The organism is Pedobacter sp. ok626, assembly GCF_900100435.1.
Classification (GTDB): Bacteria; Bacteroidota; Bacteroidia; order Sphingobacteriales; family Sphingobacteriaceae; genus Pedobacter.
In genome coordinates, this window is record NZ_FNEX01000002.1 from 289,679 (window position 1) to 304,548 (window position 14,870).

The 14,870-nt window shown below is 34.5% G+C and carries 13 protein-coding genes; all 13 read right to left on the reverse strand.

The features are described from left to right. Positions 1 to 17: 17 nt before the first annotated feature. The 13 genes from BLS35_RS03420 to BLS35_RS03480 all read right to left on the reverse strand — a co-directional run bounded on the left by BLS35_RS03420 (position 18) and on the right by BLS35_RS03480 (position 14,829). Positions 18 to 1,631 (reverse strand): gliding motility protein RemB, encoded by a 1,614-nt coding sequence (locus BLS35_RS03420; protein WP_090777815.1) that lies wholly within the window; start codon positions 1,629 to 1,631, stop codon positions 18 to 20. Continuing rightward, positions 1,631 to 3,586, reverse strand: coding sequence for a polysaccharide biosynthesis protein (locus tag BLS35_RS03425; protein WP_090777816.1), 1,956 nt, complete (start codon positions 3,584 to 3,586; stop codon positions 1,631 to 1,633). Before BLS35_RS03425 ends, BLS35_RS03420 begins: the two co-directional genes overlap by 1 nt. 97 nt (positions 3,587 to 3,683) lie before the next feature. Next, positions 3,684 to 4,280, reverse strand: coding sequence for a sugar transferase (locus tag BLS35_RS03430; RefSeq protein WP_090777818.1), 597 nt, complete (start codon positions 4,278 to 4,280; stop codon positions 3,684 to 3,686). Then, the gene (locus BLS35_RS03435) at positions 4,280 to 5,488 is read right to left on the reverse strand and encodes a DegT/DnrJ/EryC1/StrS family aminotransferase (RefSeq protein ID WP_090777820.1); all 1,209 of its coding nucleotides are present in this window, start codon (positions 5,486 to 5,488) and stop codon (positions 4,280 to 4,282) included. Before BLS35_RS03435 ends, BLS35_RS03430 begins: the two co-directional genes overlap by 1 nt. Then, positions 5,488 to 6,084: a GNAT family N-acetyltransferase gene (locus BLS35_RS03440; RefSeq protein ID WP_090777822.1), complete on the reverse strand. Its 597-nt coding sequence runs from the start codon at positions 6,082 to 6,084 to the stop codon at positions 5,488 to 5,490. The genes BLS35_RS03435 and BLS35_RS03440 overlap by 1 nt, the downstream gene beginning before the upstream one ends. Continuing rightward, on the reverse strand, positions 6,077 to 7,285 hold the full coding sequence (locus BLS35_RS03445) for a glycosyltransferase family 4 protein (protein WP_090777824.1): 1,209 nt from the start codon (positions 7,283 to 7,285) through the stop codon (positions 6,077 to 6,079). The genes BLS35_RS03440 and BLS35_RS03445 overlap by 8 nt, the downstream gene beginning before the upstream one ends. Positions 7,286 to 7,292: 7 nt before the next feature. Beyond that, entirely contained in the window at positions 7,293 to 8,417 is a 1,125-nt protein-coding gene (locus tag BLS35_RS03450; protein ID WP_090777826.1) for a glycosyltransferase family 4 protein, read from the reverse strand. Beyond that, positions 8,410 to 9,207 carry a phytanoyl-CoA dioxygenase family protein gene (locus BLS35_RS03455; protein WP_090777828.1) on the reverse strand — a complete coding sequence of 266 codons (798 nt, stop codon included), beginning with the start codon at positions 9,205 to 9,207 and terminating at the stop codon, positions 8,410 to 8,412. The genes BLS35_RS03450 and BLS35_RS03455 overlap by 8 nt, the downstream gene beginning before the upstream one ends. A gap of 1 nt (position 9,208) precedes the next feature. After that, the gene (locus BLS35_RS03460; protein WP_090777830.1) at positions 9,209 to 10,171 is read right to left on the reverse strand and encodes a GDP-mannose 4,6-dehydratase; all 963 of its coding nucleotides are present in this window, start codon (positions 10,169 to 10,171) and stop codon (positions 9,209 to 9,211) included. A gap of 5 nt (positions 10,172 to 10,176) precedes the next feature. Next, positions 10,177 to 11,595, reverse strand: coding sequence for an O-antigen polymerase (locus tag BLS35_RS03465; protein WP_132226049.1), 1,419 nt, complete (start codon positions 11,593 to 11,595; stop codon positions 10,177 to 10,179). A gap of 4 nt (positions 11,596 to 11,599) precedes the next feature. Then, positions 11,600 to 12,907, reverse strand: coding sequence for a glycosyltransferase family protein (locus tag BLS35_RS03470; protein WP_090777835.1), 1,308 nt, complete (start codon positions 12,905 to 12,907; stop codon positions 11,600 to 11,602). Then, the gene (locus BLS35_RS03475; RefSeq protein WP_165973382.1) at positions 12,897 to 14,327 is read right to left on the reverse strand and encodes an oligosaccharide flippase family protein; all 1,431 of its coding nucleotides are present in this window, start codon (positions 14,325 to 14,327) and stop codon (positions 12,897 to 12,899) included. The genes BLS35_RS03470 and BLS35_RS03475 overlap by 11 nt, the downstream gene beginning before the upstream one ends. After that, positions 14,320 to 14,829, reverse strand: a complete 510-nt coding sequence (locus BLS35_RS03480) for an acyltransferase (RefSeq protein WP_090777839.1) — start codon at positions 14,827 to 14,829, stop codon at positions 14,320 to 14,322. The genes BLS35_RS03475 and BLS35_RS03480 overlap by 8 nt, the downstream gene beginning before the upstream one ends. Positions 14,830 to 14,870 lie beyond the last annotated feature (41 nt).

The following is a 14,870-nucleotide window of genomic DNA, read 5'->3' on the forward strand; positions in this document are numbered from 1 at the left end:
TAAGTAAAAGATATAAGTTAAAAATCTTGATAAAGGTTTCTAAAGGTACTGCGCAAGCCAAAAGTGAATAATGCGGTATTCGTATTCTTTATACCGTTTGCCTCTCTTCTGAGTACCCCGCCAACTTCCAATCGCAGGTTATATTTTGGATTGAGCAGATAAGCTACTCTACCCTCTGCAAAATAAAGGTCGGTACCAATACCCTGACCAATATGACTGCCATATTCAACTGTTCTTGTAAGATAGCTCTTAAAAATATCCTTTCCGTAATTCTCCCCATTCGGATCCAGTCCATATCTGGCATACATTATTTGCCATTGTAGGTCAAATCTTTTATAGCTGTAGTTTAAAATACCTAACACCTCTCTAAAATTCGCACCTAGAGGGTGCGCCAAAGGCTGGTTCATGGCAGAGTAATTGGATACTCTATCAAAATGGGCATAAGTATATGGCCTTGCTGTATTAAACTCTGCCAGATAATTCAAATTTTTCACTTTAAACAGATCTGCCCCCCTAAATCCCAGTTGTAAAGCCCATTTATTTGCCCAATAACCTTTATTACTAAAAAACTCTTTAGCCGTAAACTCATCTATCATAAACTGACCATACACGGTCGTTTTATCCAGAATCTCATATTTGGTATTGATGCCCAAACGCATTTTATCTGGAGAGTAGGTATTCGCGCCCTCTAATGGCCTTAAAAAGATAAAGGGATGTACGTAGTTGAAATCAAATCCACGTTTCCCTTCAGGCTGCGCGTCAGCCCAGGTTACTGCTTGAAAAAAGCCAATAGAAAAGCGGTTAGTCGCATTCCAATCTATATAGTGCATCGCCGCCCATTTCCCTCTGTCCCCCAAACGTCTATCAGTTGTTAGCTTTTCTGCTCCTGGATCCAGCATATAGCCAAATATGGTTTGATATTGCACATTACCCAAGGCAGCGCGAATTCTTAAAAAAGAATAATTAGCAGCTACATCAGATAACAACATGGAACGATAACCATCGCCAATAAAGTTCTTATCATAGCCCAAGGCAATATTTAGATGTTTATTCGGCGTGTAGGATAATAAAGCAGTAACATAAGCCCAATCTTTTACACGATTGTCCACTTTAAGCCCCCCGCCCATCTCACTCGGAACGACTTTCGTTGTATTGATAAAATCATTAATGTAATTAGCGAATACACCTTGGTTTTCAAAACCATTGGTATAAAAAGAGAATTTATCCCCTACAGTTCCCCCTATCTGAAATCCTCGTGTATTTTTCCAGGTAGTCATACCATTCTTAAAATCACGACCAATCTGGAGATCAGGTAGGTAATCTGCGTAAACAGTATAATCCTCTCCTTTAAAATTGAATAAATGCTCTTCAGTCAATTTTCTACGTACCCAGGAACGTTTGTTTAAAGAGTCAACGCCCATTTCCATTAATTCCTGGTACCGGTTTACCAACAAAGAATCATCAGCATAAAACCCTTTAATAGCAGAATGCGAACGGCTATTTACATCATAAACCGATTTATTCAGCTTCTGGTAAAATTGATACGAATATGGGATGTTTACATTAGGTGTCTGCGCTTTTAAGCTAAAAGTAGCTAGAGCTAGTGCACCCAGCAATAAGTATTTCTTCATTAATTAGGATTTTCTTCTACCTGCACCTGAACATCCAGTTCTTCATAAACAGAATTCTTACTGATGAATTCAGGAACAATTACTTTCATCTGTTGAACCACCTGTCTTGTATTATTCGAGCTGGCATAAAGTAACAATTGGTAAATTTGGACTTCAATTTCATTAAATATATATTCCCTCACCTGCCCAATCATAATTTTTTCATGATGGGTCGGTATGGTATTCTCACTATCATTTAGCAATTCTTCAAACAATTTCTCTCCAGGTCTTAAACCGGAATAAGATATTTTGATATCCTGATTGGGCACCAAGCCCGCTAAACGAATCATTTTCTTGGCGAGCTCTACAATCTTTACAGATTTACCCATATCGAATATGTAGATCTCACCACCCTTGCCCATACATCCAGCCTCAAGCACCAAACGACAAGCTTCTGGTATCGTCATGAAATAACGCGTGATCTCAGGATGCGTAACCGTAACAGGGCCACCCTTTTCTATCTGCTGCTTAAAGCGTGGAATTACCGAACCATTTGAGCCCAATACATTTCCAAAACGAGTGGTAATGAATTTAGTAATCGGTTTTATATTGCTATCATTTAAATAGCTCAATCCATTGGAGAAGATCAAATCAGGATTGTTTAATGAATTATTTAAGGACTGTACATAAATCTCAGCGATTCGCTTAGATGCCCCCATTACATTGGTCGGATTAACCGCTTTATCAGTAGAGATCATCACAAACTTCTGCACACCATACTTAACGGATAGATCTGCAATCGTTTTAGTACCCATTACATTTGTTTTAATCGCTTCAGCAGGATTACCTTCCATCAATGGCACATGTTTGTAGGCAGCAGCATGATAAACATAATGTGGTTTATAAGTTTCAAACAAATGTTGCATGCGTTTCTGATCTTTAACGTCACCAACAAAAGCATGAAAATTGGTATTGGCATGGTGCTCCTCCAATTCAAGGTAAATATGGTGCAAAGCAGTTTCACTCTGATCACAAAGGATAATCAATCCGGTTTCAAATTTCAAAAGTTGCCTAACAATCTCACTACCAATAGAGCCTGCAGCTCCTGTGATTAGAATCCGTTTTCCCTTTAGCTGATTTTGAATCCCATCGATATCTATTTCGATTGTCTTTCTATTTAACAAATCTTCAATATTGATATTCTGAATTTGCGCGGTAGTTACCTCACCTCTGGCCCAAACCTCAGGAGAAGGAATATTTAAAATCTTAACCTCATTTTCCAGGCAAATGTCTACCACCTGGTTTTTTCGCTCTAAAGGAATTGTGTACGATGCAAAGATGATTTCATCCACCTCATGCTTTACAATTAAATGCTCTAACCCTCCTGCATCCAGAATCCTTACCCCGTCAATCGTTTTGCCTACTTTACGCATGTCATCATCCACAAAAGCAATAATTGTTTTATTTACTTTTGCATCATGGTCAAATGTCCTTTTTGTAGCTACACCAGCTTCACCAGCTCCATAAATGATAATCCTTCGTTTGTCCAGATTAGCATTCTTGATGTACATAAAAAAGTACTTTACAAAAATCCTATAGGTGATCAACAAGAGAAAGCTGAATAAAGTAAATATCACGATAGCCACATTACTCACCACATGTTCACCAGTTATGACAATAGCAATCGCGTGTGCAAAAAATAGAATTAAGGAACTCAAAATTACCGCAAATAGAATTCGAAATGAATCTTGGGCTGAAGTATACCTTACAATGCCTGCAAAGGTCTTTACACTATAAAATACCAGTGAATTGATGATCACCACCATTACTACAGCTTTGTAGAAGGCTAAGAAATCTATCCCTGTGATCTTGAAATTATGCTGCAAAATAATTGCAAGTAGTAGCGCGATGATACTTAAGCAAATATCAATGGTAAAAATAATCCAACGAGATACAATTTGTAGTTTTGTAAACATAGACGTTACATAAAAATAACTTCAGCAAAACTAACAATAATTGAACCAAAACAAGTATAAAGAAATTTCACTTGAATTAAATAGAATTCGTTTTCTATTATTTATTGAAGAAGACAGCTTTAATTGTCAAAAAAATAATTTTAACAGACCCTAATACGGTCTTACTCATTTCATAAGAACTGAGATTTATTTTCACCTTGTCAGGCATAATCACTTCAATATAATATTTCTCCGGATCCCCCTGATGATTAAGTATATTATTTTCATCTCTATATTTTATCGATGCAAAGTCCGTAATTCCGGGCTTTAAATCCAATACTTTTAATTCCTCTTTTGTATAAAGATCTACATATTTACGAACTTCAGGTCTGGGTCCGACCAAACTCATTTGTCCAAAAAGTACATTAAACAATTGTGGCAATTCATCAAGTTTATACTTTCTTATGAATACTCCGATTGGGGTTATCCGCCGATCCTGGTTACCGACGGTTAGTAATCCTAGCTTATCAGAATTTACATACATAGATCTGAATTTCAATAATCCAAAATCCTTATTGTATTGACCAACCCTAATCTGTCTATAAAACGCTCCGCCCTTAGAAGAAAGCTTAATTGCAAAAATCAAAAGGACAAAAACCGGAAAAAGAACGACTATACCAAGCAGAGAAATAACAAAATCAAAAGCCCGCTTCATTATAATAAGCTTTTATACGCTCGTTCCACGGTTGAGCAAATATAGGAAACCTCCTCATTTGTTAACTGGGGATATATTGGAAGGGAGATCTCCACAGCATAATTCTTATAAGCCTGAGGATAATCTTCAATACGATATCCTAAATCCTTGAACACAGTCAACATAGGCATCGGGATAAAATGAACATTTACCGCTACCCCTAAGTCCGTAATATATTCGATCATCTGATCACGCTGTGCTTCATTAATTCCATTAATTCTTAAAGCGTATAGATGGTTACACGACACCCTTTTTTCATCTACTAAAATCGGACATTTTGCCCATGCTTGATTAGAAAAAAATGCCTCATAAGCCTTCCCTATTCGAGTTCTTTCATTTAACAACTGACTGTACAATCGGATCTGTCCCAAACCTAAAGCGGCACAAAGATCTGGCATGTTCACTTTTAATCCGGCAAAGAGAATATCATATTTCCATCCGCCAGCTTGAGATTTAGTAAATGCATCTTTTGTTTGACCATTTAAAGACCACAACCTCATCAACTTATATTCTTCCTCATTACTGAAAGGCTTCGGCAAATTGATACAGATGATTCCTCCTTCAGCTGTTGTTACATTTTTTACAGCATGAAATGAAAAAATTGTAATATCTGTCGCTTTTCCGGAACTGACTTCATTTAGCTTAGCACCAATGGAGTGTGCTGCATCAGAAAGAACAAGTATGCGTCCCAAGTCACTTTGTTTCTCAGAAGCAGGTGTAAATAAGGAAACCACTGCCTTATCTTTAACAACCTCATTGATTGCCTCATAATCACACATTAAACCAGCAAAATCAACAGGCATAACTACTTTAGTTCTTTTTGTGATAGCTTGTTTTAATTTGATCGGATCCATAGTAAAATCGTCCAATACATCAACCATTATTGGGGTCGCTCCACAATGAATTACACTAAGTGCTGTTGCAGAGTAAGTGTAAGCTGGAATAATAACTTCATCTCCCTTGCCCACACCAAACCACTTTAAAACCAAAATTGCTCCAGAAGTCCAGGAGTTCACAGCCAAAGCTTCAGGACAACCTGTAAGCTCAACAACTTCTTTCTCTAATTGCTTTACCTTAGGGCCTGTTGTAATCCATCCGGATCGTAACGTATCCACTACTTCATTTATAATTTCATCATTAACAAATGGGGGAGAAAACGGGATTTCCATTAATTTCTTCTTTTTTTTAAATATAAATTCATCTTTCTTTGATCCTGGAGAAAGACATCATAAAGCTCATACTGGTTGGTTTGATAAAAATTATTTACATAATCATTATCCATAAAATCAGTTGTAAGAGAAATAGCGTCACTATCTCTAAACGCGATCTCTTCAAATGCCTTTAATACCTTTGCACCTAAACCTTTACCTCTTTCTCTCGGACAAACACAAATTGATAAGAGAGAGGCATTATCCATAATATCTTTTCCAAACCTCTTAGAAGATTTTAAAGAGTTAAATAATCTTAAGACTTTTGATGGGGAAGATATTAGCTTTGGCATAGCAGCCACTGACATACTTATCACCTTTTTCCGCAAAATATCAGAGTAAAATCCATTTTTACATTTTGTTCCAACAGCAAAGGCGACCAAATGCCCATTGTCGAACAATCCAACAGCTATACCATCAGGATGTTCTAAAATCCCCTTATAAAAGGCTCTTAAAAATGACTTACCTAAAGAAGTAAGAAAAAAGCCACTAAAGGCTTCAAAATGTAGCTGAGAGGCCCTTCTAATTTCTTTCGTCGTTAATAATCTACTAACCATATATTATTGCGTGAATTATTTTTTCAAGATTAACTTCTTTCGAAAAAAAGTTTAATGCATAGACTCTGCCAGATTGTCCTATTCTCTGTAATGAGCTTGAATTCATTGTGCTTACTTCAACAAATGTTTTTTTCAACCACACTTCGTCTTCTGGAGGCCCCACCCAACCGCAAGAAGCAACTCGAATTGCATTCGCCGTATCACTATCTTTATCAAGAGTAGCTATAATTGGCCTCCCAGAAAACATATATGCAGGTAATTTAGATGGAATTGAGCTGCTTGCAGCTCCACTTATAAGAGGAAGTATTAAAATATGCGCCTGAGCTTGTATCTTAGCTACCTCTCCAGCAGGCACCTCCCAAAATTCGATATCTATATGTGGATTCTCCTTTGCAATTTCCATACACTCCTCTCTCTTCGCTCCATTGCCGGCAATTATAAGTCTTGCATCAAGTTTAGTTTTGATAAAAGCACTAAGCACAAAATTTAGGCCAGATACCGCACCTATATTCCCCAAATACATAAAGGTCAACTTACCTGGATTCCAAGAATCCTTATATGGTTCAAATTCTTTATTATCTTGCCAATTTAAAACTACATCTATACTATTTTCCGGAATATTTCTTGTACTAGCTATATAGGCCTGCATTTTTTTTGAAATCACAATGACCCTAGATGCATTGTGGACAGAATATTTTTCTAATGGGAACAAAAACAAATTCACAACCTTGCTAAATAGCCTGGGCAATCTATTGGTCAACGATTCAGGATAAACGTCCTGTATATGCATCAAATACTTAATTTTCTTCGTTTTACAAGCAACCGCAACGCCAAATTGGCCAAATAATGGCCATGTATTCATATAGACCGTATCTATATCTTCTGAATTTCTTCTCACATATTTGAAAGCAGCCCAACCAAAAGAAATACTCTCCAATAGTCTTCCAAAGATCCCTGATTTTGGATAGGTAAAGGATGGCAATCTATATATCGTAAGTTGATCATTTACAACCTTCTTGTCAACTTCTTTCTTCTTAACAGTCCCATTAAAACTGAACCCAAATGGTCTTGAAGGAAATGGGGCAATTACTGAAACAGAGTGTCCCTCATTCGACAATTTCTCCGCCAGAGATTTGCCAAGTTGTGCCGAGACTACAGGCTCAGGATCGTAAACACAATTCACAATTAAAATCCGCGTCAAAATATTCTTAATTTAAGTATTCCTTATAAACATCTAAGGTTTGCTTTGCTGTTTGTGACCATGAAAAGCGTCTTCGGTTTTCCAAACCAGCCTCAATTAATTTTGTTGAGATCATTTCATTCTCTAAAATACTTAGTAATACCTCTGCAATCTCCTCAGATTTGTTTGGATTAAAATATCTTACAGCATCTCCCCCCACCTCAGGTAATGAACCAGCATTAGAAGAAGCAACTGGAACTTTACATACCTGAGCATCTAGTAAAGGAATTCCAAACCCTTCATATAACGATGGAAAAACAAATGTTTTCGCATTAGAAATCAAAGGTTCAACGTCTTGATCAGGTACAAACCCCGTAAATAAAACTTTATTTCCAAGCTTCTTTTCATCAATAATTTGTTTCAAATTCTCACTTTTATGGCGGTGTCCAACTAAAACGAGACTTAAATCAGGTATTTTATTAGAAATTACTTCGAAGGCATCTATTAGCTTTGGTATATTTTTATGTGGACTTGGACTACTGAAAGCTATAATGTACGGCAATTTAATATTATATCTTTTAAAGATCAATTCAGACGGTTCGTATTGATTATTTATTACATCTGACGATCCAGACAATAAAGTGACCACAATCTTATTAGGCTTTGTGTTTGTATGCAAAACAATCTGTCTCTTTGAAAATTCTGAAATTGTAATAATTTTTTTAGACACCTTTGCTGAAAGCTCAACCATAAATCCCAATAAGAATCTTTTATGCTTACTCATATTATTCTCATGTCCTTTATAATTAATATCCAAGATAGAAACTATTTTTTTTGCAGTACTAACTATGGGAGTAACGTAACCTAATGAATGTAATAAGTCAATTTTATCGATGAATACATAATAAGGTAAAATTATCTGTTCCCACAAATAACGACGGTAAACGCTAGAGTAACCAAAATTTAAAACTCTAACACTAAAATTTGAACCAACTTCAAAATCAAAATCCTTGCAATCCTTGTTCAGATAAATTACATATTCGTTGGTACTATCAAGTCTCGATATTTCTTTAATCAATTTTAAAGCGTACGTGACAGAGCCCCCGGCTAATTTTGGATTTATGTATAAAAGATTTATTCCAATTCTACTCACTCCAAATTTTCTTTATTGTTACAAATTTATTTTTAGAGCTATCATCTTTAGGACAATCCGAATTCTTGAGATGATCGAGCATCTTTACCTTCATGTACTTTTCAATGTAGCGGTCTAAGTTTCTCCCTTCCTTAGCAAATGACATGAAACAAGATATTCGTTCCTGTTGACTATCTTTTAACAAAAAATTAGGGAGGAGGTTTTCAAATCGATAACCCATAACTAAACTTGGAAAAATTTTCAACCTTGCAGCATTTCCGCTATGTAAAGTTCTTAAACTCCAAACAACGACGTCTCCCGCCTTGCTATCAATAAATACTCTCTTCCCATCAATCCCCTTATGAGATTTCTCTACAACTTTTAAACCTCCACTATATCTATCGTGATCCTGCATATAAACACCTACTCGAATGATATCATAATCACCTTGCCAATCTTCTCCTTGATTGGCAATCCTGTCCACATTATCCCGATGAAATCCTCTATCCCCTATTCCGATTTGATAAGTGCTATCCTGAAAATATACTGGTGTTGCATCTAAAATAGTTTCTGCAATTTTTAGAATCTTATCAGAAAGTAACACTTTATTTAAAGATTTACTTAATAAATCTCCCTTCGGGTAATAAACATCCTTAAGATCATTTACTACCTTTTTAACTAAATTATTAGCCTTATCTTCTTCAAGAGTTTGATAAGCTAATTGCCTAAATTGTTCAACCTCTTCCCTAGTGAATACATTTCTAACAATTGTATATCCATTTGCATTAAAAAAATCCTTGTCAATTTTCATACTATAAATATTTTGAATTAAGTTCACAATCAATCATTAACTCAATTAGATTATTTGATTTTGTTTTAGCTTCCCAATTTAATATTTTTTTTGCTTTTTGAGGCCTAGCAAGTCCCTTTTCAATATCTGTTGGTCTAAGTAGGCTATCGTCAAAGATTACATATTTCTGCCAATCTAAGTTTAGATACTCAAAGGCTATCACTATAAAATCCTTCAAACTTATTGTTTCTCCGGTTGCAATAACAAAATCATCAGGGTTATCTTGTTGCAACATCAGCCACATAGCTTCAACATATTCCGGAGCCCAGCCCCAGTCTCTCCAGATATTAATATTTCCTAGGGTTAATTTCTCGGAACTGCCTTTCGAAATACGGCAAGCAGCAGCAATTATTTTCTTCGTTACAAATCGCTCTTTTCTAAGAGGTGACTCATGATTAAACAATATACCGGTACATGCAAATATGTTATAAGCCTCTCTATAATTAGCTACCTCCCAAAAAGCTGTAGCTTTAGCCACTCCATAAGGACTTCTTGGTCTAAATGCAGTAGTTTCGTCAACAGCCTCAGTTGCATTACCAAAGCACTCGCTAGATCCTGCATTATATAATTTAATTGGTAAGCCAGAAAATCGAATTGCTTCTAATAGACTTAAGGTTCCAACACTAATGCTCTCCAAGGTTTCCACCGGCTGCTCGAAAGAAAGGGCCACAGAACTTTGCCCAGCCAAATTATATATTTCATCCGGTTTAATTTTCATTATAACTTGCAAAACACTTCTAAAATCATGTACAGAAATAGAAACTAACTTTACAAATGGCAATACTCCTAATTTATTTAAATTTTCAAAGTTAGAACTTTGTGCATCTCTAGAACCACCGTAAACTTGATACCCCTTATCTAACAATAGTTTTGACAAATAAGCGCCATCCTGTCCAGATACTCCACAAATTAAGGCTGTTTTCATATATCCTATTTTCCCTTTTCGGTTATTATGTTTAAAATTAAAATCATTGGTATTAACGTTTGTAATATGCCAATTAGAACACTACTAAAACTGCTACCCACAAAAGACAGGCCTATAAACATAAAATTAACTACATATATGATCACCATATTTGGGTTTGCAATATTACTAAGAATAGTTTGATTAATTATCTTAAGCAATAATCCGATTAAATAGCAACCTATTATTACACCTGGAATCCAAAAATTCCAGAACAATTCTGCTATCAATCCGGGAGGCACACCTCCAGATCCATAAGTCGTAGCGCCAAATACCTTAATCCCTATGGTATTATCGACATTAGTGACAGGTTTATCAGGCCAAAATTCTCGAGGAATCCAAGCGATAAATACTGTTACTAAGGTCGCCCCATATTCATAATCCATTTTTGATGGAATAGCATCCATAATATGAGCGGTTTTACTGATATCTATCATGTTGGTGGTCAATATTGCCGGCTCTAACGCTTTAGAAATATTTAACTTCACTTCTTCGCTTTCTACATCCCGTACATTTCTTAATATAGACATCAGTTGAAATATTATTAGGGCAAAGATTATTCCGACCGCAAATTTTAATTTTGGTAATTTGAACCCTTTAAGGTAATAACTTAGTGCTGTTAATTGCACAAGCATAAAAACAATTGCTGCCCTCTGACTAATATAAAAATTAAAAAAAACGAATGTAAGAAATGAAATAAGCCAAAAAAGATAAGCTATTAATTTCATTTCATCGCATTTTATCAACCACGCAGTAAGCAAGAATAAATTAATTCCAGAAAAAGAAACTAGTAATCTTAGATAAGCATGAGGGGATGCTTCCGACAAATTATCTGAGACACCACGATAACTGGATATGCTTTCAATAGAGAAAAGGCCTCCTTGCGCATTAATAAATAAAAATAACCCGCTAATTGAAATCAGGATTAACATTGATGATGTAATAAAAAATGCTTTCTTATTCCATTTTCTATTTATGAAAATCCTACTATTCAACTTGAGCCTCGAATTAGTTGATAGATACCCCAATACTAACATAAAAACACCAAAAAAAACCAGCACCATCGCAGGTAACAAGAAAGATTTGGGCTTCCCATATAAAAAAACAGCATCAATCGCATTAAAATCCGGTATCTCAAAATATATATATAAACATCGAATTAATATTCCCAAAATGCTTGAATAAAATATCCAAGACCAAATCGAGAATATATCAGTTTTGGGACGAATAATTAAGGGAACGGCAATTAATAAAAGAATGCAAAAAGGAAAAAAAATTAAAAAAAAATCTTCAAAAAAGAAATACACAATCCCTGATAAACAAGTTATGGATAAAGATAATGGAAAGAAAAGCCTTGATTTTATTAGTGAAAGATTTGGTTCCATGGCTTTAATTAATTCTATAAATCGTATTTCCTTCACTATCTATCGTGATACTGAATAAATCATGAACATCATCACCTCTAATAATTTTAGTGGCTAATTCGGAACTCTTTCCGTCAAAGATTGTATCGACCGTTTCAACATAAAATTTTGCCCTTTGCCTAACATTTCCCGAAAGAGCTGAGATTTCACTTATATACTCATAAAGCTCGCTAACGTTGTTAGAGTAATAAACTAAGTTATTTTTGGCGAATCCATACCAATCTACTTTATTATGGAATGGATCGAAATAGATACTTGGTATATTTAACAATGTGGCCTCCAAATGAATATTTGAATCTCCTGCAATAACTAAGTCAACCTCTTCAAAAAACTCAAATGCTTCTCTCTTTAAAACGTCAGAAAAATGACTATTATATTTCTTCGACAGTTCGTACCAATCGTCTTTTCTTCTATCTGCTGGATGAGGCCTTATAAAAACCTTTATGTAAGGCATTTTAGAAGAAAGTAGTTTCAGCAATTTTTCATATGGCTCGAAATCATCCAAGCCATTAGTGCATATCCCAATTGAATGAATTTCGACATTTTTCTTCACTTTCGAAAAATATTGATCAAACTTGGGCATTCCAATCAAATATAATTGTGTATTGCAGGTTCCATTTCGCTGATACTTATTTAAGCTATCTTTTCCTTCGAGGAGAGCAGAAGAAAAGAGATTTAGGTTAGAAAATTGCTCAGTAATCGAAGCGTGCTGTATATACACTGTTTTGATTCCTAGCTCTTTAGCTGCATAAGCTAAGGAACGATGATAACAACTTAGCTGGTTCGCTATGATGATCTGTGACGGCTGAAGCTTTTTTAAATAACTTCTGAGAATATATTTCGATGCGTAGGCAATGCAAAAACCATCAAAAGCATAACTAAAAGCCCTTTTGTAATATAAATTTTTACATCTAAAATATTGATAAAATACGCATGGTATAAAAAATAGACTAAACCAATATATTTTACCAATAGGATACCCATTTTTATAATTATCATTCCCGAATAACGAAGCATTTGGCAATTTAGAAACTATAGCTTTAACGCTATTCAATTCGTTCTGAGAAATATGAAAAAAAAGAATAGATTTTTTTTGTAGCAGGCCCTTTTTGTTAAAACTTAATCCATACTTTAATACTCCTTTAATTTGAGACAATAACCTGTATACAATACCCTTTCTTGGTAAATTTGAAGATGGTAAGTTTAGGATTCCCAATTTTTCAGAACAGTATTCGTAATTTATATCATAAATATCCAGCATATTATCTAACATTGTTTGACAGTACCTTAGCTAACTGTACATAAAGGTCTTTTACCGATTTAAATTTAAAGATTAACGTAATTCCTAATAATAAGAGCACTAACCAATAAGCTTTAAGTAGCGTCGCTAATATAATTGAACACAATATCAACTGGATATACCAACTAAGGCTCTTTCGAAGAGTAGCTTGCTGTAAAGCAAACTTTTTTGAAACGTAATAAATCAACCCATTAATAAAGCAGAGGCTACCAATAATATTGGAAATAACAAGCCATATGTAAGAAAATCCATAAAAACAAAAAAAGATTGAAATAATTGCGCTTATACCAACAGCCAACAAACTAATAACAGCCATCTCTTTGTGCATTTTTCTTGCGATACATAAAGACACAAATACAAAGCCAGAATTAAAAATAATTTGATTTACCAGTAAAACTATTAAACTAAATTCCACAGGCTTATACTTCGGCAAGAAAAAAAGCAAAATAGGGAGAGATGCAATACTAAATCCAACTATAACTGTAACCAGAACAAATAAGTTATTAGTAAAGGAGACAAGGTAATCACATAGTTCATCATTATCCAAATTACCAATCGCGAGTTTTGCAATTACAGAAGGGAAAATAATCCATGTTATAGTGTCTAATCCAAGCATTACAGCAGTTGTTATATTGTTTGCAAAAGAAAAATAACCCATTATTTCTACAGAATAAAATGCTCCAATTAATGTTCGAACCATCAGTCCCATTAGATAATAGCTAAATGCATACACTAACAAAGGAATACCTGATTTTAGTAAAATTTTAAACTTGGTTGTTTCCCAGGCAATTTTTTTACCATAAACTATTCTGTATAAGCAAACAACACCAAATAAAATCAGAACCCAGACATAAAATACAGCATTTACTAAATCTATACCTTTAAAAAATGGAACAACAATCAATAATCCGGATGAAAGTATTAGCTCTCCAACAATTATTGGTTTTAACTTTTTATCTATCCTAAATATATTTATGAAGATTTGTTGAAAATGGGTTAGGATGGTTAATATCAGTATAACGAATATATATTTATGCGAATCTCTAAAAGGGAATAATTGGACTCTTAAAAAATAAAATAAAATAGCTACTAAACATAAAACCATAGAAATTATCAGTACTCCTGAGAACGAAGAATTAATAATTTTCATCCTTTCATCACTATCACCATTTTTCAATAATGATAGCTCAGAATTTACTGAATAATTAAGTCCTAAATTAGTGTAAGACAAATATTGCTGATACAGCATTAAGTAGCCATATATACCAAGGAAATAAGGGCCTAAAAAATAAGCCAAAATAAGGCCCCGAGTTGTTTGAATGCCGTAAGTAAGATAACGAAAAAAAGTAAAAACAATCTCGTTCTTACCGAAGATGGTTTTTGTATTAGACACTATTATAGTTTTTTTGACGAATAACCTTAGCAGGTATACCACTACAGATTGAGTTATCCGGTATATCTTTAACTACAACACTATGAGCACCTACCACACAGTTTCTACCTATCTTAACTCCTTCTTTAATAAAAACTTTTGCACCTATCCAACACGCATCTCCTATTTCAACATCTGCCTTATTTGTAAAGCGTGGTTTAACATTAAAATCCTGATCTGCAATATTATTTTCCGTGTAAATCATTACGTAATGACTTATCGCGACATTATTTCCTATCTTAACTTTGCATCCCTTGGAGGTCTGGATACTCGAATATCTTCCTATATAGGAATTTTCGCCTATTTCGATTTGACCATCGCCGTAAAATTGAATAGCTTCACCACCAAACCAAAAAGATTCAGGGATATGATATTTTTTTCTATAAGTTTGATAAACCATCCTCCAATAGAAATTTTTTATAGAAGTTACAGTTTTTACTATAAAAGCATAAATAAAAAACATAGCTTATGTATTTAGATACTTTGACATACAAAAAAAATTAA